This window comes from Microbacterium esteraromaticum, from assembly GCF_016907315.1.
GTDB lineage: Bacteria > Actinomycetota > Actinomycetes > Actinomycetales > Microbacteriaceae > Microbacterium > Microbacterium esteraromaticum.
This window is the reverse complement of the sequence record NZ_JAFBBS010000001.1, coordinates 1,392,251-1,412,048: the sequence shown is the minus strand read 5'-3', so window position 1 is coordinate 1,412,048 and position 19,798 is coordinate 1,392,251. Positions and strand designations below refer to the sequence as shown.

Below are 19,798 nucleotides of genomic sequence, written 5' to 3'. Positions count from 1 at the left end.
GAGAACACATGACCGGGACGGCTGCGGCGTGGCTCGCGCTGCCGCAGCCGTCCCGCTTCGTGCCCGCGGGCGGATGCTGGCGTCCGGCCTCGGCGACCGTGCAGGCTGACGGTCCCGAGTTCGCCGACGAGGCCGCCCGCCTGCAGCAGGAGTTCGCCGACCTCGGCATCCCGCCGGGGGAGGGGTCGCGCATCGCTCTGCGCGAGTCGACCACCCGGCCCTCGCGCGAGGCGTTCGCGATCGACGTGGGCGACGACATCGTCATCGAGGCGCGGACGGCGGCCGGCGCCTTCCGCGCAGCCCGGCAGCTGCTGCACAACCTGCGCGCGCAAGAACACGTGCCGCACGGCCGCGTCGAGAGCGCGCCCGCGGTCTCCGAACGAGGCATCCACCTCGACGCGGCCCGCAAGCACTATCCGGCCGACTGGATCATCGCTCTGCTGCACGACGCCGCCGACGTCGGCGTGAACGTGCTGCAATGGCACTTCTCCGAGAACGAGGGGTTCCGGCTGGCCTCCGACGCCTTCCCCGAAGTGGTCTCGCCCGACCACATCACCGCGCACGAAGCGCGGCGCATCGTCGAGACCGCCCGGTCGCTCCACATCGACGTCGTCCCCTCCCTCGACATGCCCGGACACCTCGGGTGGGTGCTGAACCGGCATCCGGAGCTGCGGATGCCCGCCTCCAGCGACCCCTACGCGCTCGTGCGCAGCGAGAACGCGCTCGACATCACCCGCGGCGAGGCGGTCGACTTCGCCCGTGCTCTCATCGACGACATGGTCGCGCATTTCCCCCACAGCACGCGGTGGAATCTCGGCGGCGACGAGTTCGTCGACTTCGCCCGCATCGACGATCACCCCGCGCTCGCCGCGGCGGCCATCGCGCGGCACGGCTCCGGAGCCAGCGGATTCGACCTGCTCACCGGATTCGTCAACGAGATGGCGGCCCACCTGCGCCGGCGGGGGTTCACGACGCGCGTCTGGAACGACGGGATGCTGCGGGGGTCGTGCGTGCGGCTCGACCCCGGGGTCGAGCTGACATGGTGGACGAACTGGCACGCTCAGATGCGCCCGCTGGCGGATGCGCTGGCGGCCGGCCACTCGGTCGTGAACGTCAGCGACGCGGTGTTCTACTACGTGCTCGGCGAGAACGCCGGCTACCGGTACCCGACCGCGATGCGCGTCTGGGAGGCAGACTGGCATCCGGGCCTGTTCCCATCGCTGCCGGACTCGTCACCGCATGGCCGGAAGCGGCAGGAGATCACGCAGCCATACCCGCCCCAACTGCGAGGCTGCTCGTTCGCGATGTGGGCGGACGACCCCGGTGCACAGACTCCGGCCGAGGTCGCCGCCGGTGTGCGCGGGCCGCTGCGCGCCATGGCCGAACGCGGCTGGAACGGCGGCTCCCGGCTCACCCTGGAGGAGTTCTCGCGGCTGGACGACGCCGTCGGCACGGCGGTTACCCGGGTTGCGTCCCCATAGAATCATCTGAAGCCATACGGAAGGACGCCATGAGCGAGACCGTCAAGAAGCACCAGGACTACAACCCCGGGCCGCGGGTGGGGATCACCTTCTCCACCTTCGACCTGCTGCACGCCGGGCACATCATGATGCTCGCCGAAGCGAAGCGGCAGTGCGACTACCTCATCTGCGGTCTGCAGATGGACCCCACGCTCGACCGCCCCGAGAAGAACGCTCCGACCCAGACGGTCGTCGAGCGCTACATCCAGCTGCGGGGCTGCGAGTACGTCGACGAGATCGTCCCGTATTCGACCGAGCAGGACCTGGAAGACATCCTGCGCTCGTTCAAGCTCGACGTGCGCATCGTCGGCGACGAGTACGAGGACCGCGACTTCACCGGCCGCAGCTACTGCGAAGAGGCCGGCATCGAGCTGTACTTCAACAGCCGCAACCACCGTTTCTCGAGCTCGGGCCTGCGCAAGATCGTGGCCGCGAAAGAGGCCGAGCGCGTCGCCCGCGGCTGAGCCTCCGGCGGGCTGACGGCGGCGCAGGGAGGTCGACGCTCAGCTCACGACGGTGAGCTGAATCCCTTCGCTGCCGCCCGCTTCAGCCCAGGCGAGCGACCTGGTCAGGACGCCCCGCAGCACGTCGAGGTCGATCTGCTCGAGATCCTTGATGTACAGGCATCCGGCGCCCGAGGTGTGCGGGCCCAGCTGCGCCAGCGCGTCGGCGTGCGCGTCGACGCCGTCGAGCAGGTAGATCGTCGTCGCCGCCGTGCGCGGAGCGAAGGCGAGCAGTCCGGTGTCTCCTTCGGTTCCGGTGGGGTACCGGTAGTGCACCTGGCCGAAGCCGATGATCGTGCCCCACACCACGGGGTCGCGCCCCGAGATCTCCTGCATCAGGGCGGTCAGGGTCTCGGCATCCCGCCGCCGGATCGCCGGAGCCGATCGAGCGATCAGGCCAGCGACGTCGTCGCCGGTCGGCTTCACTCCTTCGCCGCCTTGGCGGCCGCCTTCATCGCCTTCTTGTGCTCGCGTACCTTGGTCAGCGACTCGGGCGAGACGATATCGGCGACGCTGCGGTACGCGTTCTCCTCGCCGTAGGGAGCGGATGCCTCGCGCCACCCCGCGCCGGTGAAGCCGTACTGCTTGCCCAGCAGAGCCAGGAAGATCTTCGCCTTCTGCTCGCCGAACCCGGGCAGCTTCTTCAGGCGCGTGAGCACCTCACGGCCATCGGGGTCACCCGACGTCCACAGAGCGGACGCATCCCCGCCCCACTCGTCGACCAGCGTCTGGCAGAGCGTCTGCACCCGCGTGGCCATCGAGCCGGGGAAACGGTGAACGGCCGGCGTCTGCGTGAACGCCTCGAGAAAGGCATCCGGATCCATGCTCGCGATGGCGGCGGCGTCGGCCGCTCCTGTGCGCTGCTCGATCTTGAGCGGACCGGCGAAGGCGGTCTCCATGGGAACCTGCTGGTCGAGCAGCATGCCCACCAGCAGAGCGAGCGGGTTGTTCGTGAGCAGGTCGTCGGCGGCGGTGTCTCCGGTGATGTGAAGGGCCATGCGTCCAGTTTCGCAGAGGCCCGCGTCGCTAGTTGATGATCTCGGCCCGGCTGTCGCGCAGCGTCGTCAGTCGCTCGCGCCAGGACTGCAGGTCACCCGGCGACAGTCGCGTCCAGTCGTGCACCTCTTCCACGACCCGCAGCGGACGGGCGGTGCGGTACGAGCGGGTCGGGTTGCCGGGGAACTTCTTGTCGGTGACGTTCGGGTCGTTCTCGAACTCGCCCGTCGGCTCGATGCGGTACACGTGCGGCTCGGCTTCGCCGGATGCCAGTTCTGCGGCCAGCTCGGCCGCAAGTCCCGCTCCGTCGCGCAGCGCCGTGAAGTACACGTGGTTCATCACGATCTCTGGTCGGTAGTTCGAGGGGAAGCCTGCCGTGAGCAGGTCCCCTGGCTGCAGCGCAGCGGTGGTGCCGTGGAAGAAGGGGCCGTCGTCGAGAGCCATGCACCCAGTGTCGCACCGGGTTCGGTGTGCGCTTCGCGCGGAGTTGTGCGCTTCGCGCGGATGAATCCGCGGATCCGATCCGCGGGAAGTGCACATTGCCGCGCGAAGCGTGCAGCGCGAGACTGCAGCGCGACGCGTGCAGCGCGAGACTGCGGCGCGAGACCGCAGCGCGAGACCGGATGCCCAGGTGGGGCCGGATCAGGCGGTCGCGGCGTCCGACGCGCTGGCAGAGTCGGCGCTCAGGCCGTACAGGGTCTCGAGTGCGGCGTGGAACTCGTCGGCACGGCCCTCGGCAGCGAGCTCGTGCGCCCGCGTCGTCGGAGTGTGCAGAAGCACGCCGGCGAGGTGGCGCATCGCCTGCTCGACCAGACCGTTCTCGTCACCGCGACGGCGGGCACGATCGATCTCCGCCTCGAGCAGCCCGAAGATGTGGGTGCGCAGCGCGACGACCGCGGGCGTCACGCTCTGACGCGAGCCGTCGAGATGGAAGCTCTCGGCAGCCTCGCGCACCACATCGCGCGCGGCATCCGTCGCGTGCAGCTCTTCGAGCGGAGCGTGCAGGCGGATGGTCTCGAGGTCGAGCAGCGCGACGCCCTCGAGCTGAGCCACTGCGGGGTCGACGTTGCGCGGCATCCCGAGATCGATGACGAGCTGCGGGGCGGAGTGCCCGGGAACCGGGCATCCGGAACCCGAGCCGGCCGTGCGCTCGAACTGCGCCGGCCCCAGCACCATCTCGGTCGCGGTGCAGGTGATCAGCAGCGACGAGCGCTGAGCGACGGTCGCGTAGCCATCGGCCGAGACAGGGCGGATGCCGTGCTTCTTGGCGAACGGCACAGCCCGGCCAGACGGGGAGTAGACCGAGATGTCGACGGCGCCGCGCTCGCGCAGCGTCGCGAGAGTGACCGCGGCGTACGAGCCGGTGCCGACGAGCAGCACGCGCTCGGCGCTCCAGTCGGCGATGCGGCTGTCGGCCAGCTCGAGCGAGAGACGCACGAGCGAGCGGCCGGCGCGATGCAGGGCCGTCACGTTCTTGACCTTGCGCTGCGCCTGGCTGGCGCGCTGGAACAGGCGCTCGAGCTGCGGCGAGGTGGTGCCCTGCTCGCGGGCTCCGCTCAGGGCGCGGCGGACCTGCCCCGCGATCTCGCCCTCGCCCGACACGACCGACTCGAGGCCGGATGCGACCGCGAAGAGGTGCTCGGCGACGTGCGGGTCGTCGACGACCTGGTACGAGCCCGAGAGATCTGCGGCGGGGATGCCAGTGGCCTGCGCGACCGTCTCGATGACCGCCTCCGAATCCACCTCATCGGCCTCTACGTAGGCTTCGAATCGGTTGCAGGTGGCGAGCACGACGGCTCCCTGCACGCCGGCAGCCATCAGGCTGGGGGCGACGGTCTCGGGGTGGCGGCTGAGGCGTTCGAGCAGTTCGAAAGAGGCGGTCTTGTGACTCGCCGTCACGCAGAGCAGCACCCGACAAGTCTACGCCCGGTATTTCAGAAGGGCATCCAAGGGCGACCTAACCCCGGGGTGCGCTGCCGCACCCCGGCTCCTCGCCCACGGGTGTGCTGTGCCATGCCCGGCGCGTGCATAGGCGCTCGATGCGAGGATGGCGGCATGAGTGATCTGCTGCGCGCGCTCGCGGGTGATACCCCCGAGCGCACCCCCGTCTGGTTCATGCGTCAGGCCGGGCGGTCGCTTCCCGAGTACCGCGAGCTGCGCGTCGGAACCCGCATGCTGGACGCCTGCCTCACCCCCGACCTCGCTTCCGAGATCACGCTGCAGCCCGTGCGCAGGCACAAGGTCGATGCCGCGGTGTTCTTCAGCGACATCGTCATTCCGCTGCGCCTGGCCGGCGTCGACGTCGAGATCGAACCTGGTCGCGGTCCTGTTTTCGCGAACCCGGTGCGCACGGCCGACGACGTCGCGAAGATCACGCAGATCGACCCGGCCGACCTCGACGGCACTGCGGTCGCCGAGGCTGTGCGCCTCACCGTCGCCGAGCTCGGCGACACTCCGCTGATCGGGTTCGCCGGAGCGCCGTTCACGCTTGCCGCGTACCTGATCGAGGGCGGCCCGTCGAAGGAGCACCTCCGCGCCCGCGCCATGATGCACGCCGACCCTGAGGCATGGAACGCGCTCGCCGGATGGCTCTCGCGCATCTCGCGCCGCTTCCTCGAGATCCAGCGCGATGCCGGCGCCTCGGTCGTGCAGCTGTTCGACTCGTGGGCCGGCTCACTGAGCACCGCAGACTACCGCGCGCACATCGCGCAGCACTCGAAGGCCGCGCTCGAGGGCATCGGCCTGCCGAGCATCCACTTCGGCGTCGGCACCGGACCCTTCCTCGCCGACATGCGCCTCGACGGCACGGCCTCGGCGGTCGGCGTCGACTGGCGCATGCCGCTCGACGAGGCGATCTCGATCGTCGGACCCGACACCGCGGTGCAGGGCAACATCGACCCCGCCATGCTGCAGGCGCCGTGGCCCGTGCTCGAAGCGCACGTGCGCGACGTGATCGCGCGCGGCCGGGGCGCCAAGGGCCACATCCTCAACCTCGGGCACGGCGTGCCGCCCGAGACCGATCCCGATCAGCTGACGCGCATCGTGCAGCTGGCCCACGGCGAGCTCTGACCCTCGCCGCATGTTCGTAATTCAGGCGCCGACCGGCCTGGAGGCAGGGTTCCAGTACGGAGCCGGCCTTCATCAGCCGGAATCTCCTGAGTTGTGAACGGTCAGCTGTGGGCATCCGCCGCATAGGCCTCGGTGGAAGAATCGCAGCATGACATCCGAGCACTCGCCCGAACTCGCCGCGCGCGCGGCGCAGCAGCACATCGTCGTCGTGGGCGGCGGGATCGGCGGCCTCGTCGCCGCTCGCGAGTGCGCGAAGGTCGGTATGCGCGTGACGGTGCTCGAAGCCTCGGACGCGCTCGGCGGCAGCATCCGCTCGGCCGAGCTCGGCGGCATCGTCGTCGATGTGGGTGCCGAGAGCTTCGCCACGCGCGGCGGACACGTGCGCGCGCTGGTCGACGAACTCGGACTCACGGATGCGATCATTCCACCGCAGGGCGGCGCTGCCTGGCTCAGCGGAATCCCCGATGCCCCCGCCGCGCCGCTTCCGGTCGGCAGCCTTCTCGGCATCCCGGCCAATCCCTTCCAGGAAGACGTGCGGCGCATCATCGGCTGGCGAGGTGCCTGGCGCGCCTATGTCGACCGCCTTCGCCCGCCGCTGACCGTCGGACACGAGCGCAGCCTCGGCAAGCTCGTCGGCTCGCGCATGGGCGCGCGCGTACGCGACCGGCTCGTCGCCCCCGTCACCGCCGGTGTCTACTCGGCCGACCCGGACGACGTCGACACCGACGTCGCCGCCCCCGGACTCAACGCAGCCCTCACCCGCATCGGCTCCCTGAGCGGAGCCGTCGGCCTGCTCGCCGCCGAGCGCAAGGGAACGGCACCAGGCGCTGCGGTGCTCGGACTCGTCGGCGGGATGAGCCGGCTGGTCGACGCGCTGCGCGCCGACCTCACCGCGTACGGCGCCGATGTGCGGACCGGAACCGTGGCCACCCGTCTCGACCACGACGGCGACGGCTGGACGGTCGAGATCGAGGCACCGGCCGACGAGAATCCGGATGCCTCGGTCGTGACCTCCCTGCACGCCACCGGGGTGGTCGTCGCCACCGCCGAGCCGTCGGCCCGGCGCCTCATCGACGCACATGTCGCAGGGCTCGGGGACGCCGGCGCCGCCCCCGAGATCGAGATCGTCACGCTGCTGCTCGACGCGCCCGAACTCGACGCGGCTCCGCGCGGCAGCGGCGTGCTCACCGTTCCCGGCAGCCACACCGCCAAGGCGCTCACGCACTCGACCGCCAAATGGGACTGGCTGCGTGATGCGGCATCCGGCCGTCACCTCGTTCGGGTGTCGTTCGGCAGTCAGGGCGAGCCGGCGGCGACGGCCGCCCTCGACGACGATGCGGCCGCCGCGCTCGCCCTGTCAGAGGCATCCGCGCTGCTCGGCGTCACCCTGCACCCGAACCAGCTGCTCGCCGCCCATCGCGCCAGGCATGTGCAGGCGCAGCCGACGTCGCTGATCGGCGCGACCGAGCGTCGCGCCGCCGTGCGCGCCGCGGTGCAGGCGGTCGCTGGGCTCGCCGTCGTGGGCGCGTGGGTCGCCGGCACGGGGCTGGCGCAGGTGATTCCGGATGCTGTCGCCGAGGCCGACAGGCTGCGCGGCGACCTGCTCTGGGACTGAACCCGAGCGAGCGCTACATCTATCCGGCTCCACGCGCAAGACCAGATGTCGAATCGGGAATATGCGGTTACCCTGGAACGCGGAAGAGGCCGCAACCAACGTCAGGAGGCCCTCATGAAGGGAAAGATCGGACTCGTCATCGGACTCGGCGCAGGCTACGTCCTCGGCAGTCGAGCGGGGCGCGAGCGCTACCAGCAGATCAAGACGCAGTGGTTGAAGGTGTGGAACCTCGACCCGGTTCAGGAGCAGGTCTCGCGCGTGCAGGACTTCGCCAAGTCGCAGGCCGCCGCCGTTCCCGGTGCCGTCTGGACCGGTGCGGTCAAGGTCGCCAAGGCCGTCTCGAAGTCGGGCACGACTCCGGGCGAGAAGCTCGACGGCGCCATCGACGCGACCAAGGACGCGGCAGAGAAGGTGGCCGACGCCAAGGATTCGAACGACGCGAAGTCGGGCGGCACCATGCCCCCCGCCAAGCCGGTCGGGTCTGACAGCGTCACGCCCAAGAAAAAGGCCTGACGGATGCTTCGCGGATACCGCGATCGTGCCGACGACAGCCTGCTGACCCTGCTCGGGGATCTGCCCGAGCTGGTTCGCAATCTCGTGACCGCCGAGGTCAACGCCGCCAAGGCGTGGGTCTCGCGCACCGCGAAAGACGCCGGTATCGGCAGCCTGTGGTTCGTGATCGTCCTCTTCCTGCTGTTCTGGGCGATCCCCGTACTGCTGGCGTTCGGCATCATCGGCCTGAGCTCGTGGTGGCCGGCGTGGGTCTCGGCCCTCGCTGTCTTCGGATTCCTGCTCGTCTTCATCGTGATCTTCGCGCTTCTCGGCATCGCGCGCTTCCGCAAGGTGACCAAGCGCGAGAACCCCGGCCAGGCTGTCGCCACCGATGTGCGTCTCATCAAGGGAGCTCCCGAACATGACCGACTCTGAGTACACCGAGGTGGCACGCCGCGACGAGCGAGCACGCAACGCCGAACTCGCACGCAACGCCGACATCGTGCAGAGCCCCCTGCCGCGCACTGTCGTGCCGGTGGGGATCGTCGACCCCGTGGAGTCGGCCCGTGCCGAACTCCGCGCCGCTCTCGCGGCAATCGAGGTCCGGGGCAACTTCCCTCGTCGCATCGAGAAGGCGACGGCGCGCGGCGTCGTGCGCGCTCGCGCCTTCGCGCACCGCAACCCGGTGGGTGCGGGGGCCGCTGTCGTCGCCGCAGCCGCGACCGTCGGCGGACTCGTGTGGGTGATCGCCCGCGCGATCTCTCGCTGAGCGGAGGCTTGCACGGGCGGACGCTCGCCCCGGTTCGCCGCCCTCGCTGAGAAGGGGCAGACTGGAAGCATGTCCGAAACGCTCGATGCACACCCGTCCGGATTCACCCTGTGGGCAGTGTGGGGTCGCAACCCCGCAGCCCCGGCGATCGAAGCCGACGCGTCCGAACTCGAGGTTCTCGTCGGCCACATCGAGAACTCGGGTGTCACGGTCCGCGGCTTCTACGACGTCAGCGGGCTCAAGGCCGACGCCGACCTCATGGTCTGGCTGCACGGCGACACCGTCGAAGAGCTGCAGCGCGCCCTGCGCCGCCTGCGCCGCACCGATCTGCTGCGCGACCTGCTTCCGGTGTGGAACGTCATGGGCGTGCATCGCGACGCCGAGTTCAACCGCCAGCACGTGCCCGGCTTCCTGCGCGGCGTCGAGCCCAAGGACTGGCTCTGCCTGTACCCGTTCGTGCGCACGCCCGAGTGGTATCTGATCGACGAGTCCGAGCGTCGCAAGATGCTCGCCGACCACGGTCGCAAGGGCGCCGCGTTCACCGGCGTGATCGCCAACACCGTCGCGGCCTTCGCCCTCGGCGACTATGAATGGCTGCTTCCGCTCGAGTCGGATTCGCCGACCGAGCTCGTCGACCTCATGCGTGACCTGCGCTACACCGAGGCGCGTCGCTACGTGAAGGAGGAGGTGCCCTTCTACACCGGGCGCCGCCTGCGCCTCGACGAGATCGCAGAAGTGCTGCAGTGAGCACCCTCGCGCCGATCCGGCTGGGAACCAGACGCAGCGCTCTCGCGCAGGCGCAGTCGGGTCACGTGGCCGACGCTCTCGCCGCTGTCGCAGGGCGCCCCGTCGAGCTCGTTCCGATCGTCTCCGAGGGCGACACGAACCGGGCATCCCTCTCCGAGATCGGCGGCACCGGCATCTTCGCCAACCGCCTGCGCGAAGCGCTGATCGCGGGGGAGTGCGACATCCTCGTGCACTCGCTGAAAGATCTGCCGACGGCCGTGCCGCCCGAGCTGGTCATCGCGGCGACGCCGCGGCGGGCGGATGCCAGGGATGTCGTCATCACGCGCGGCGGCACGCCCCTGCACGAGCTGCGTCACGGCAGCACGGTCGGCACCGGCTCGCCTCGTCGCATCGCGCAGGTGCGGCGCAGGGCGCCGCACGCCGAGGTCGTCGACATCCGAGGCAACGTCGACTCGCGTCTCGAGCGGGTGTCGTCCGGCGAGCTGGATGCAGTGATCCTCGCGGCAGCGGGGCTCACCCGTCTCGGATCCGAGACGACGCTGCGCCGTGAGTCGCTCGGCCTCACCGAATGGCCGACCGCGCCCGGTCAGGGGGCCCTGGCGGTCGAGACCACGGCCGATGCTCCGGCCGATCTGCTGCACGCGCTGTCGCAGCTCGATCACCTCGAGACCCGCATCGCGGTGACGGTCGAGCGCGCAGTTCTCGCCGGCCTCGAGGCTGGCTGCCAGGCGCCGATGGCTGCCCACGCGGTCGTCACAGAAGACAGCATCCGGGTGCGCGCGGTCGTATACGAACCCGGCGGCGGACGCCGGATCGGTCTCGACGTCACCGAGTCCCTGAGCAGGGGGTATATTCGACGGAACGGCAGCGGCAACGGAGCGGATGCTGCCGATGGTGCAGACCCGATGCGCACGGCTCGTGAGCTCGGCGACTCTGCGGCCCATCGGCTGCTCGAACAGGGAGCGGCCGACCTCCTTCCGTGAGAGTGATCAGATGACTGCTTCCGATACCAAGACCGCAAGGCCGCTCGACGGCTGGCGCGTTCTCGTGCCCAGAGGCGGCCCCTGGGGTGATGGCGTCGCCGCCAGCCTTCGCTCGCTCGGTGCGGTGCCGGTGGTGGCACCGCTCATCAACTTCGCCCCGACAACAGACCAGGATGCCCTCGACGCCGCCCTCGCCCGTCTGCAGGCCGGCGAGTACGACTGGCTGACGATCACCAGCGCCACGACGGTAGACGTGCTCTATGCGCACCGGGTCGAGATCCCGTCGCGCACCAAGGTCGCCGCCGTCGGCGAAACGACCGCCGCGGCCCTGCAGGCCGCCGGCTACGACGTCGCGCTCATGCCCGAGCTCGACAACTCGGCGGCGGGCATGGCCGAGAAGATCATCTCGATCGAGCCCGACGCGCAGCGCATCCTCACCCTGCGCAGCGAGATCGCGAAGCCCGTGCTGTCGGTCATGCTCACAGAGGCCGGGCACGACGTCGACAGCGTCGTCGCGTACCGCACGGTGGGGGTGCCGGTCACCGACCGCATCCGCCGCGATGTCGAGAACGGCCGCATCAACGCGATCCTGATCACGAGCGGATCGGTCGCCAAGCAGGTGCGGGAGCAGTTCCCCGAGATCCCCGACACGACGATGCTCGCCGCGATCGGACCCCGCACGGCCAAGGACGCCGAGAAGGCCGGTCTTCCGGTCACAGCCATCGCCGACAAGCAGACGGTGGATGCCCTGATCGACACGGTCTCGCGCTTCACCCTTCCTCACGCAGCAGACGAGTTCGCGCCGTGAGCCGCTTCCCCGAGGCGCGGCTGCGTCGCCTGCGCCAGTCGGCGCCCGTGCGCAACCTGGTGCGCGAGACCTCGCTCGAGCCGCGTCAGCTCGTTCTGCCCATGTTCGTGCGCGAGGGTCTGACCGACCCTGCGCCGATCGGCTCGATGCCCGGTGTCGTGCAGCACTCCCTCGATTCTCTGCGTCGCGCGGCGGTCGAGGCGGCCGAGGCCGGCGTCGGCGGAGTCATGCTCTTCGGCGTCCCTGCCGTGCGCGATGCGATCGGCTCCGGCGCTGACGATCCCGACGGCATCCTCAACGTCGCGACGGCCGCACTGGCTGCAGAAGTGGGCGACGCGCTCGTCGTGCAGACCGATCTCTGCCTCGACGAGTTCACCGACCACGGCCACTGCGGTGTGCTGTCGTCGGACGGCGCCGTCGACAACGACGCCACCCTCGAGCGGTACGCCTCGATGGCCCTCGCTCAGGCGCGCGCCGGCTCGCAGCTGCTGGGGCTCAGCGGGATGATGGACGGCCAGGTCGCGATCATCCGCGAGGCGCTCGATGATGAGGGCTTCTCCGACACCCTGATCCTCGCGTACTCGGCGAAGTACGCGAGCGCGTTCTACGGCCCGTTCCGCGAGGCCGTCGACTCGCAGCTCACGGGCGACCGGCGCACGTACCAGATGGATCCCGGCAACCGCCGCGAGGGTGTGCGCGAGGCCCTGTTCGATCAGGATGAGGGCGCCGACATCGTCATGGTCAAGCCGGCCATGGGCTTCCTCGATGTGCTGCGCGAGGTGCGCGACGCCGTCGACGTGCCCGTGTGGGCGTACCAGGTGTCGGGCGAGTACGCGATGGTCGAGGCTGCCGCCGCGAACGGATGGATCGACCGCCGGGCCGCGGTGCTCGAGTCGCTCCTGTCGATCCGCCGAGCCGGTGCCGATGCGGTCCTCAGTTACTGGGCGAGCGAAGCCGCCCAGTGGTTGAGGAGCCGCTGAGGCGCGTCAGCGCCAGAACGGTTGTTGAGTGCGAGCGGCGGAGCCGATCGAGTCGAAACAGGGCGAGCGAAGCCGCCCAGTGGCTGAGGAGCCGCTCATAGCCGGTATCCGTAGGCTGGATGCATGGACCGCAACGACTCCCTGTTCGACACCGCCCGCTCTGTGATCCCCGGCGGAGTGAACTCGCCCGTGCGGGCCTACGGCTCGGTCGGGGGGACGCCGCGGTTCCTGGCATCCGCAACCGGCGCCCGTGTGACCGACGCCGCCGGTCACGAGTACCTCGACCTCGTCGCGTCATGGGGGCCGGCTCTGCTCGGCCATGCGCATCCCGAGGTCGTGCAGGCGGTTCAGGATGCCGCGACCCGCGGCCTCTCGTTCGGCGCACCCACCGAGGGCGAGGTCGAGCTGGCTCAGCTGATCGCCGATCGCGTGCGGCACGGCGACGTGCGCCCGGTCGAGCGCGTGCGCCTGGTGTCGACGGGCACCGAGGCGACCATGACCGCCATCCGGCTCGCTCGCGGCGCCACAGGACGCGACCTGCTGGTCAAGTTCGCCGGGCACTACCACGGCCACTCCGACGGCCTGCTCGCCGCCGCCGGCTCGGGTGTCGCCACCCTCGCCCTGCCCGGTTCGGCTGGAGTGCCCGCGCCGATCGCCGCGCAGACGCTGGTCATCGACTACAACGACCCGGATGCCCTGGCCGCGGTCTTCGCCGAGCATGGCGAGCGCATCGCCGCGGTCATCGTCGAGGCGGCCTCGGCGAACATGGGCGTCGTCGCGCCCCTGCCCGGCTTCAACAAGCTCATCGCCGACACCGCGCACGCGCACGGCGCGCTGATGATCCTCGACGAGGTGCTCACCGGCTTCCGCGTGCACCCCGCCGGGTTCTGGGGCCTGCAGCAGCAGGCGGGCGAGCAGTACGTTCCCGACATCATCACGTTCGGCAAGGTCATCGGCGGCGGCATGCCTCTCGCCGCCCTCGGCGGCAGCGCGGCGGTCATGGAGATGCTGGCTCCGGTCGGCCCCGTGTACCAGGCGGGCACCCTGTCGGGTAACCCGCTCTCGGTCGCAGCCGGCATCGCAACGCTGCGGCTCGCGACGCCCGAGGTGTACGCGCGGATCGACGCCTCGGCCGAGCGCCTGTCTGTGGCGCTGGACGCCGCGCTGACGGATGCCGGAGTCGTGCACTCCGTGCCCAGGGCGGGCAACCTGTTCGGCGTCGCCTTCCTCCCCGAGGCTCCGCAGGACTATGCGACCGCGCAGACGCAGGAGTCGTTCCGGTATGCGCCGTTCTTCCACTCGATGCGCGAGCACGGCGTGGCGCTGCCGCCGAGCGTCTTCGAGGCGTGGTTCCTCACGGCCGCGCACGGCGAAGACGAGCTCGCTGCCATCGAGGCGGCGCTGCCTGCGGCGGCTGCGGCCGCGGCATCCGCCTGATCCGTCGGGAGTCTGGGACCGTCTAGTGTTCCGGCGGCGTGTCGTGGGGCGCCATGCCGGTGTGCGGACGTTCGGTCTGAGACGTCCCGCGTGCCGGGTTCGCTGTCGGGAGTCTCGGACCGTCTAGTGTTCCGGCGGCGTGTCGTGGGGCGCCACGCCGGTGTGCGGACGTTCGGTCTGAGACGTCCCGCGTGCCGGATTGCGGTTCGGCACAACAGGATCGTTGCCGTCCTGTCAGCAAGTCATGCGCGTGTCGCCCGTGCGCGCTGGCAGACTGGACGCATGGTGACCCTGCTGCTGGATCAGACACGGCTCGAGGTCGTGCTCTCGCCCATCGAGCGGGCGTCGACCTTCCATCGCGAGAACGTGCGCATCGAGCGCGATCACATCACCAAGGTGCAGCTGACTCAGGATGCCTGGACCTGGCTGCGCGGCGTGCCCGGCCCTGGCACGCACATCCCGGGCATTCTCGCCGCCGGTACGTGGAAGGCCGCGGAGACCACCGACTTCGTGCTCATCCGCCGGCGCAAGCCGAGCGTGGTCATCGATCTCGAGGGCGATCCGCAGTTCCAACGGCTGATCCTCACGACCCGCCACGGGCTGGCGCTCACCCAGGCGCTGCGTCTTGAGGTGACCGATCAGCCGGAAGACGTGGTGGACATCGCGACCGGATCGGTTCCGGTGCAGAAGTCGCGCCAGCGTCCGGTCATCCGTCCGCGACCGCGCACCATCTGACCTGTCGCGAGACGAGCACGGCGCCCAGTGCCGCCGTGCTCAGCTGTGGTCGTCCCGCTCGCCGTCGTCGTGCTGCGCGGCGCCCTCGTCGTTCGCCGACGCCTCGGCGGCGTCTTCACGACGCTCGGCGCGCGAGCTGTACGGGTAGTCGGGAGCGGGTCCGTCGAAGAAGCGGCTGGCCGCGGCCGACAGCGAGGTGCGCATCGCGGCGAGTCGCGGGTCGTCGTCACCGTCGTCAACCGCGTCCTCGTCCTCATCGTGCGCGAGTTCGGGAGTCACGATCGAGATCGCCTCGGTCGTCGCCGTCGGGCCGTCGGCACCCTCGGTGGTGACGGATGCCGGGATGCCCGTGATCAGCTCGGTGAACGTCGGCTCGACGGTGGCCGACGGAAGGGTGACGGCCTCGGTCGCCAGCGGGAGGATCAGCGGGCGCGTCTCGTCGGACGGCTCGTCAGCGCTCGAATCAGTGCCGTCGGCTGCGGGATGCTCGTCCGCCGACTCCTCGTCCGCCGCGTCGTGCTCCGCGGCGACGGCGTCGTCGTGCTGTGCGTCGTGCTCCGCGGCGTCGTCGTCGTCGTGCTGTGCGTCGTGCTCCGCGGCGACGGCGTCGCCATGCTCGGCGTCGTGCTCCGCGTGGCTCTGCGATTCGTCGGCGGCGCCATCGTGCTCGGGGGACGCGGGCGCTGCGTCGTTCTCATGGGCCGGCTGCTGCTCATCGGCGTGCTGCGTGTCGTGGCCCTCGGGGGAGTGCTCGCCCGCAGCGTGCGCGTCGGCGGCGTGCTCGTCGTGCTGCTCGCCGGCCGCGAGGTCGTCGCCCTGCTCGGCGTCGCCCTGCTCGGTGTGCTCGGCGTCGTCGTGCTCAGCGTGGCCCTGCGCGCCGTCGCCGTGCTCAGCGTGGCTCTGCTCAACCTGGTGCTGCGCGTCGGCGGCGTGCTCGTCGTGCTGTTCGCCGGCCGCGAGGTCGTCGCCCTGCTCGGCGCCGCCCTGCTGGGTGTCGGTCCGCGCCTCGTCGGCGCGACCCTCGTCAGCGTCCGCGTCATCGCGGTCCTCATCGCCCCGCTCGCGGTCACCCTGCTCGTCGTCAGCGTGCTCGTCGCCCTGCGCGTCTTCGCCCTGCTCGGCGTGCGCGTCATCGCCGTGCTGATCGGCCGTCTCGACCGCGTCAGTCGATCCCTCGTGCTGCTGCTCCGCGTGCTCGTCCGGAGCGTCGGCGCGGTCCTCGTCCGACTCCTCAACCGCGGCGCCGAACAGGCCGGCGATGGCGATGTCGCCCTCGGTGAGGTCGGCGGGCTCAGCATCCGCCTCAGCGTGCTGGTCGCTCCCCTCGGCGTCATCGGCCTCGTCGGCGTCTTCCGCGGGTGCGGCATCGGTCAGGGTGTCGACGAGATCGTCATCGCTCTGCTCAGCGGCACGGGCCTCATCCGACGACATCGCATCGGCATCGCCATCGGCATCGGCATCGGCATCGGCATCGGCATCGGCATCGGCACCGGCGTCGGCGTCAGAGGCGCCAGCCCCGGGCCCTTCCGTCGCGGCCGCATCGCCATGCTCGTCGGTGCTCTCGGCCTGCACGTCGTCGCCGACGGCGGCATGCGGCTCATCCGAGGCAGCCGAATCCGGGGTCGCGGCAGCATCCGCAGCATCCGCAGCATCCGCAGCGTCGTGAGGCGCAGCGCCGTATCCGACGCCCGCGGCGGCGACCATTCCGCCATCGGCCACGACGGCCGCGGCGCCGGCGAGCGGCACGCCGCCGGCGACCAGCGCGACGTCGCCCGCGTCGTCGATCGCAGGGGCCGTCAGCGGGGCATGTGCGACCGGGTTGGCTGACGTGTCGAGCCGGGGGCTGTCGGAGCGTCGACCGTAGACCAGATCGAGGAAGACCTCCTCGAGGCTCGGCCCGCGCTGCTGCAGCATCGTCAGGGCGACACCTGCCGCCGCGGCGACCGCACCGACCGTCGCGGAGTCCGAATCGCGCACGGTGACGCCCGAGCGCAGCACATCGAAGTCGAGCTTGGCGGCAGAGAGCGCGGTGATCAGGGGTGCGCGGTTCTCGGCGTCCACCACGACGGCTCCGCCCGAGGCATCCGCGAGTTCGGAGATAGGACCCGCGTGCACGGCGCGTCCCTTCGAGAGCACGACGACGTTGTCTGCGACCTGCTCGATCTCGCTCAGCACATGCGACGAGACGAGCACGGTGCGCCCCTCATCGGCGAGGCGGCGCATGAGCAGGCGCATCCAGCGGATGCCCTCGGGATCGAGTCCGTTCGCCGGCTCGTCGAGCACGAGCACGCCCGGGTCGCCCAGCAGGGCGCATGCGACGGCGAGGCGCTGACGCATGCCGAGCGAGTAACTGCCCAGACGGGTGTCGGCGTCTTCCTGCAGGCCGACCAGGCGCAGCACCTCGTCGACGCGGGCCGACGGGATGCCGTTCGCCTTCGCGGCGATCAGCAGCTGGCGGCTGGCGGTGCGGCGCGGGCGGTAGGCCGACTCCTCGAGCACGGCGCCGACGGTGCGCAGCGGGTGGCGCAGATCGGAGTAGCTCGCGCCGCCGATCGTCGCGGTGCCGGATGTGGGTCGAATCTGACCGAGAAGGATGCGAAGCGAGGTCGTCTTGCCGGCGCCGTTCGGGCCGAGGAAGCCGGTGACAGCGCCCGGCTCGACCCGCACGGAGAGATCGGAAACCGCGGTCACGGCGCCGAAGCGCTTCGTGACCTGGCTGAACTCGAGCACCTGTCCTTCGGGCATGGTCGACCTCTCGTCTTCGGGACAATTCCTCCCATCTTCTCGGAAATCCGCGGAAACCGTGGCTTCACCTGCCGAAAGCGCCCATCATGGTGCCCAAATGGGGGCAGAACGTGAAGCGGAGTAGCCTGGCAGGCGTGATCGACACCGAAGCCGCCACCGTCCTCGCCCGCACCGAGAGCTCGCTCGGACGCATCACGCTCAACCGGCCGCGGGCGATCAACGCTCTCGATCTCGGCATGATCGAGCAGATCACCGCGGCGCTCACCGCATGGATCGACGACACCGACGTGCAGACCGTGCTGATCGACGGCGCTGGCGACCGTGGACTGTGCGCCGGAGGCGACGTGCGCGCGCTGTACGACTCGATCACCAGCGGTCACCCCGAGCACATCGCCGACTTCTTCCGCGCCGAGTACGTCATGAACGCGATGATCGCCGAGTACCCCAAGCCGGTCGTCGTCTTCGCCGACGGCATCACGATGGGCGGCGGCATCGGCCTCGCCGGTCACGCCGCCGTGCGCATCGTGACCGAGCGGTCGCGTCTGGCGATGCCCGAGACGCGCATCGGCTTCACCCCCGACGTCGGCGGCACCTGGCTGCTGGGGCGGGCACCGGGCAGGCTGGGGGAGTACTTCGGCCTCACCGGGCAGAGCATGAGCGCGTCGGATGCCCTGTACCTGGGGTTCGCGGATCACTACGTGCCCTCCGAGAACCTCCACGGGCTGCGCGATGCGCTCGCGACCCGCGCCGACCCCGGCACCCCGAACGAGATGGCGCTGCTGTTCGACGAGACGCCCGAGCCTTCGGCCCTGCCGGCTGCCCGGGGATGGATCGACGAGGCGTTCTCGGCAGACACGGTGGGCGAGATCATGCAGCGGCTGCGGGATTCGGATGCCCCGGATGCCGCATCGGCCCTCGCCACGCTCGAGGAGCTCGCCCCCACCGGTCTTGCCGTCACGCTCGACGCGGTGCGCGAGGCCCGCGCGATGAGCGGGGTGCGCGAGGCGCTCGAGGGGGAGTACCGCCGCGTGATGTGGTTCGGTCACCACCACCCGGACCTCGTCGAGGGCATCCGGGCGCAGCTGGTCGACAAGGACCGCAACCCGAAGTGGCAGCCGGCCACCGTGGCTGAGCTGCCCGCCGACCCGGGCGCGCCCGCGCGGAGCTACGTGCCGGAGCCGGCGCTGTTCTGAGCCGTGAGCCTGGCGGCAGGCGCGTAGCTCAGACCGAGGCGGCGAGCTCCAGCAGCCGTGCGACGTGCGCCGATGCCACGCGCTCGCTCGCATAGGCGACAGCGCCCTCGCGCGGCGCGGCGAGCAGCGAGCGGTCGGCCTCGAGCCGGATGATCAGGCCGGCGAGCCCTTCGGCATCCGGTGTCGGAGTGCCGAGGGCGGCATCGCCGAACTCCGTCGCGAGCACAGGGTCGCTGACGATCACCGGGCGACCGTGCGCGAACGCCTCGAGCGCGACCATCGGCTGATTGTCGAAGCCCAGCGAGGTGATGAGCGCGGCATCCGCGGCATCCATCAGCTGGGCCACGCGCTCACCCGGAACCGGTCCGTGGAACGTGACCCCCGGCAGTCGCCGGTGCGTGCCGCCGGCCACGTCGAGGTGCACGCGGTCTTCGCCGAGCCGCTCGACCACGAGGCGCATGGCGTCGAGCGCGACATCGAGACGCTTCTCGGGCGCGAAGCGCGCCACCCATAGCAGGCGCAGCGGCCCGCCGTCCGGCGCAGCGGCGACCTGCAGCGGCTGGGCGACGTTCGAGAACGCCTCGACGCGCCCCGCTCCCGCCTCGTGCAGCGCGACGGCCTGATGCTTCGACGGAGACAGCACGATGTCAGCGCGTTCGGCGATCCGCAGGGTCATGGTGCGCAGGGCGTTGTTCAGCGGGTGGCTGCCGGTGAAGCGGCCGCCGCTCCGGATGCCGGTGAGTGCCCTGTGCACGCGGGACACGACCGGTGCGAAGAGCGCGAGCGCCGCAGGGGCACGCCAGAAGAACGTGTGCACCGTGTGGAGCGACGGGATGCCCAGCTGCCGCGCCACATCTATCGCGGCGGCGGCGAGCGCGAACTCGGAGTGCACGATGACCGCTTCTATGCCGTGTCTGCGGATCGTCGCGGCGACCAGCGGCTCGAGATCTCGTGCGCGGCCGAGCAGCGGGAGGTCGAGCACCGGGATCGTGCCTCGTCGGGGAGGGGAGACCGTGATGATGCCCTCTGCAGCCAGGGCTTCGGCGTCCGGCGCCAGGACGACGACCTTCGCGCCCTCGCCGGCGAGCGCCTCGGCCTGTCGGACGAAGGCGGTCTGAGCGCCCCCGAGGTATCTGAGCGAGTAGTCGCACACCATCAGCACGCGGGCGGCGTTCTCGAAGGGCATGACAGCGAGTCTATTCAGGG

General features: G+C 70.6%; 20 protein-coding genes. 14 read left to right on the top strand and 6 right to left on the bottom strand.

All coding sequences use genetic code 11. From position 1 onward, the window contains the following. Positions 1-8 precede the first annotated feature (8 nt). Both JOE67_RS06945 and JOE67_RS06940 read left to right on the top strand, forming a co-directional pair. Entirely contained in the window at positions 9-1,481 is a 1,473-nt protein-coding gene (locus JOE67_RS06945; RefSeq protein WP_204974760.1) for a family 20 glycosylhydrolase, read from the top strand. A gap of 29 nt (positions 1,482-1,510) precedes the next feature. Further along, a complete protein-coding gene (locus JOE67_RS06940) occupies positions 1,511-1,984 on the top strand; it encodes an adenylyltransferase/cytidyltransferase family protein (RefSeq protein ID WP_204974759.1) in 474 nt (157 codons plus the stop codon). A 39-nt stretch (positions 1,985-2,023) separates the two neighbouring features. Here JOE67_RS06940 and JOE67_RS06935 read toward each other — a convergent pair whose 3' ends face one another. From JOE67_RS06935 to JOE67_RS06920, 4 genes are all read right to left on the bottom strand, one after another. Then, positions 2,024-2,449 carry a DUF1801 domain-containing protein gene (locus tag JOE67_RS06935; protein ID WP_204974758.1) on the bottom strand — a complete coding sequence of 142 codons (426 nt, stop codon included), beginning with the start codon at positions 2,447-2,449 and terminating at the stop codon, positions 2,024-2,026. Beyond that, positions 2,446-3,021 (bottom strand): HhH-GPD-type base excision DNA repair protein, encoded by a 576-nt coding sequence (locus JOE67_RS06930; RefSeq protein WP_204974757.1) that lies wholly within the window; start codon positions 3,019-3,021, stop codon positions 2,446-2,448. Before JOE67_RS06930 ends, JOE67_RS06935 begins: the two co-directional genes overlap by 4 nt. Positions 3,022-3,049: 28 nt before the next feature. Beyond that, positions 3,050-3,463, bottom strand: a complete 414-nt coding sequence (gene arr, locus JOE67_RS06925; RefSeq protein ID WP_204974756.1) for an NAD(+)--rifampin ADP-ribosyltransferase — start codon at positions 3,461-3,463, stop codon at positions 3,050-3,052. Between the two features lie 198 nt (positions 3,464-3,661). Further along, positions 3,662-4,930 carry a glutamyl-tRNA reductase gene (locus JOE67_RS06920; protein ID WP_204974755.1) on the bottom strand — a complete coding sequence of 423 codons (1,269 nt, stop codon included), beginning with the start codon at positions 4,928-4,930 and terminating at the stop codon, positions 3,662-3,664. 144 nt (positions 4,931-5,074) lie between these two features. Here JOE67_RS06920 and hemE point away from each other — a divergent pair, with 144 nt between their 5' ends. The 11 genes from hemE to JOE67_RS06865 all read left to right on the top strand — a co-directional run bounded on the left by hemE (position 5,075) and on the right by JOE67_RS06865 (position 14,654). Further along, the gene (gene hemE, locus JOE67_RS06915; protein ID WP_239528032.1) at positions 5,075-6,088 is read left to right on the top strand and encodes a uroporphyrinogen decarboxylase; all 1,014 of its coding nucleotides are present in this window, start codon (positions 5,075-5,077) and stop codon (positions 6,086-6,088) included. 148 nt (positions 6,089-6,236) lie between these two features. Then, positions 6,237-7,703, top strand: coding sequence for a protoporphyrinogen/coproporphyrinogen oxidase (locus tag JOE67_RS06910; RefSeq protein ID WP_204974753.1), 1,467 nt, complete (start codon positions 6,237-6,239; stop codon positions 7,701-7,703). Between the two features lie 114 nt (positions 7,704-7,817). After that, positions 7,818-8,216: a hypothetical protein gene (locus JOE67_RS06905; RefSeq protein ID WP_204974752.1), complete on the top strand. Its 399-nt coding sequence runs from the start codon at positions 7,818-7,820 to the stop codon at positions 8,214-8,216. A gap of 3 nt (positions 8,217-8,219) precedes the next feature. After that, positions 8,220-8,630, top strand: a complete 411-nt coding sequence (locus tag JOE67_RS06900) for a phage holin family protein (RefSeq protein ID WP_204974751.1) — start codon at positions 8,220-8,222, stop codon at positions 8,628-8,630. Beyond that, positions 8,617-8,964, top strand: a complete 348-nt coding sequence (locus tag JOE67_RS06895; RefSeq protein WP_239528030.1) for a hypothetical protein — start codon at positions 8,617-8,619, stop codon at positions 8,962-8,964. Before JOE67_RS06900 ends, JOE67_RS06895 begins: the two co-directional genes overlap by 14 nt. A 69-nt stretch (positions 8,965-9,033) precedes the next feature. Further along, positions 9,034-9,711, top strand: a complete 678-nt coding sequence (gene hemQ, locus JOE67_RS06890) for a hydrogen peroxide-dependent heme synthase (RefSeq protein WP_204974750.1) — start codon at positions 9,034-9,036, stop codon at positions 9,709-9,711. Continuing rightward, complete coding sequence (hemC, locus tag JOE67_RS06885) at positions 9,708-10,694, top strand: hydroxymethylbilane synthase (protein WP_204974749.1); 987 nt, start codon at positions 9,708-9,710, stop codon at positions 10,692-10,694. Before hemQ ends, hemC begins: the two co-directional genes overlap by 4 nt. A gap of 10 nt (positions 10,695-10,704) precedes the next feature. Then, entirely contained in the window at positions 10,705-11,502 is a 798-nt protein-coding gene (locus tag JOE67_RS06880; RefSeq protein WP_204974748.1) for a uroporphyrinogen-III synthase, read from the top strand. Further along, entirely contained in the window at positions 11,499-12,482 is a 984-nt protein-coding gene (gene hemB, locus JOE67_RS06875; protein WP_204974747.1) for a porphobilinogen synthase, read from the top strand. Before JOE67_RS06880 ends, hemB begins: the two co-directional genes overlap by 4 nt. Positions 12,483-12,605: 123 nt before the next feature. Beyond that, entirely contained in the window at positions 12,606-13,919 is a 1,314-nt protein-coding gene (hemL, locus tag JOE67_RS06870; RefSeq protein ID WP_204974746.1) for a glutamate-1-semialdehyde 2,1-aminomutase, read from the top strand. Between the two features lie 282 nt (positions 13,920-14,201). Next, positions 14,202-14,654 (top strand): hypothetical protein, encoded by a 453-nt coding sequence (locus tag JOE67_RS06865; RefSeq protein ID WP_204974745.1) that lies wholly within the window; start codon positions 14,202-14,204, stop codon positions 14,652-14,654. A 39-nt stretch (positions 14,655-14,693) separates the two neighbouring features. Here JOE67_RS06865 and JOE67_RS06860 read toward each other — a convergent pair whose 3' ends face one another. Further along, positions 14,694-17,399 carry an ABC transporter ATP-binding protein gene (locus tag JOE67_RS06860; RefSeq protein ID WP_204974744.1) on the bottom strand — a complete coding sequence of 902 codons (2,706 nt, stop codon included), beginning with the start codon at positions 17,397-17,399 and terminating at the stop codon, positions 14,694-14,696. A 134-nt stretch (positions 17,400-17,533) separates the two neighbouring features. Between JOE67_RS06860 and JOE67_RS06855 the strand changes: the two genes are divergently transcribed. Next, on the top strand, positions 17,534-18,592 hold the full coding sequence (locus JOE67_RS06855; protein ID WP_338041526.1) for an enoyl-CoA hydratase/isomerase family protein: 1,059 nt from the start codon (positions 17,534-17,536) through the stop codon (positions 18,590-18,592). Positions 18,593-18,620: 28 nt separating this feature from the next. Here JOE67_RS06855 and JOE67_RS06850 read toward each other — a convergent pair whose 3' ends face one another. Beyond that, the gene (locus tag JOE67_RS06850) at positions 18,621-19,778 is read right to left on the bottom strand and encodes a glycosyltransferase family 4 protein (RefSeq protein WP_204974742.1); all 1,158 of its coding nucleotides are present in this window, start codon (positions 19,776-19,778) and stop codon (positions 18,621-18,623) included. Between the last annotated feature and the right edge of the window lie 20 nt (positions 19,779-19,798).

Excerpts from the sequence above, each read along its gene's own strand:
- JOE67_RS06930 (WP_204974757.1), bottom strand. The coding sequence starts at position 3,021 with ATGGCCCTTCACATCACCGGAGACACCGCCGCCGACGACCTGCTCACG.
- hemQ (WP_204974750.1), top strand. The coding sequence starts at position 9,034 with ATGTCCGAAACGCTCGATGCACACCCGTCCGGATTCACCCTGTGGGCA.
- JOE67_RS06880 (WP_204974748.1), top strand. The coding sequence starts at position 10,705 with ATGACTGCTTCCGATACCAAGACCGCAAGGCCGCTCGACGGCTGGCGC.
- JOE67_RS06940 (WP_204974759.1), top strand. The coding sequence starts at position 1,511 with ATGAGCGAGACCGTCAAGAAGCACCAGGACTACAACCCCGGGCCGCGG.
- JOE67_RS06860 (WP_204974744.1), bottom strand. The coding sequence starts at position 17,399 with ATGCCCGAAGGACAGGTGCTCGAGTTCAGCCAGGTCACGAAGCGCTTC.
- JOE67_RS06895 (WP_239528030.1), top strand. The coding sequence starts at position 8,617 with ATGACCGACTCTGAGTACACCGAGGTGGCACGCCGCGACGAGCGAGCA.
- JOE67_RS06865 (WP_204974745.1), top strand. The coding sequence starts at position 14,202 with ATGGTGACCCTGCTGCTGGATCAGACACGGCTCGAGGTCGTGCTCTCG.
- JOE67_RS06910 (WP_204974753.1), top strand. The coding sequence starts at position 6,237 with ATGACATCCGAGCACTCGCCCGAACTCGCCGCGCGCGCGGCGCAGCAG.
- JOE67_RS06945 (WP_204974760.1), top strand. The coding sequence starts at position 9 with ATGACCGGGACGGCTGCGGCGTGGCTCGCGCTGCCGCAGCCGTCCCGC.
- arr (WP_204974756.1), bottom strand. The coding sequence starts at position 3,463 with ATGGCTCTCGACGACGGCCCCTTCTTCCACGGCACCACCGCTGCGCTG.
- JOE67_RS06850 (WP_204974742.1), bottom strand. The coding sequence starts at position 19,778 with ATGCCCTTCGAGAACGCCGCCCGCGTGCTGATGGTGTGCGACTACTCG.
- hemL (WP_204974746.1), top strand. The coding sequence starts at position 12,606 with ATGGACCGCAACGACTCCCTGTTCGACACCGCCCGCTCTGTGATCCCC.
- JOE67_RS06900 (WP_204974751.1), top strand. The coding sequence starts at position 8,220 with ATGCTTCGCGGATACCGCGATCGTGCCGACGACAGCCTGCTGACCCTG.
- JOE67_RS06905 (WP_204974752.1), top strand. The coding sequence starts at position 7,818 with ATGAAGGGAAAGATCGGACTCGTCATCGGACTCGGCGCAGGCTACGTC.
- hemE (WP_239528032.1), top strand. The coding sequence starts at position 5,075 with ATGAGTGATCTGCTGCGCGCGCTCGCGGGTGATACCCCCGAGCGCACC.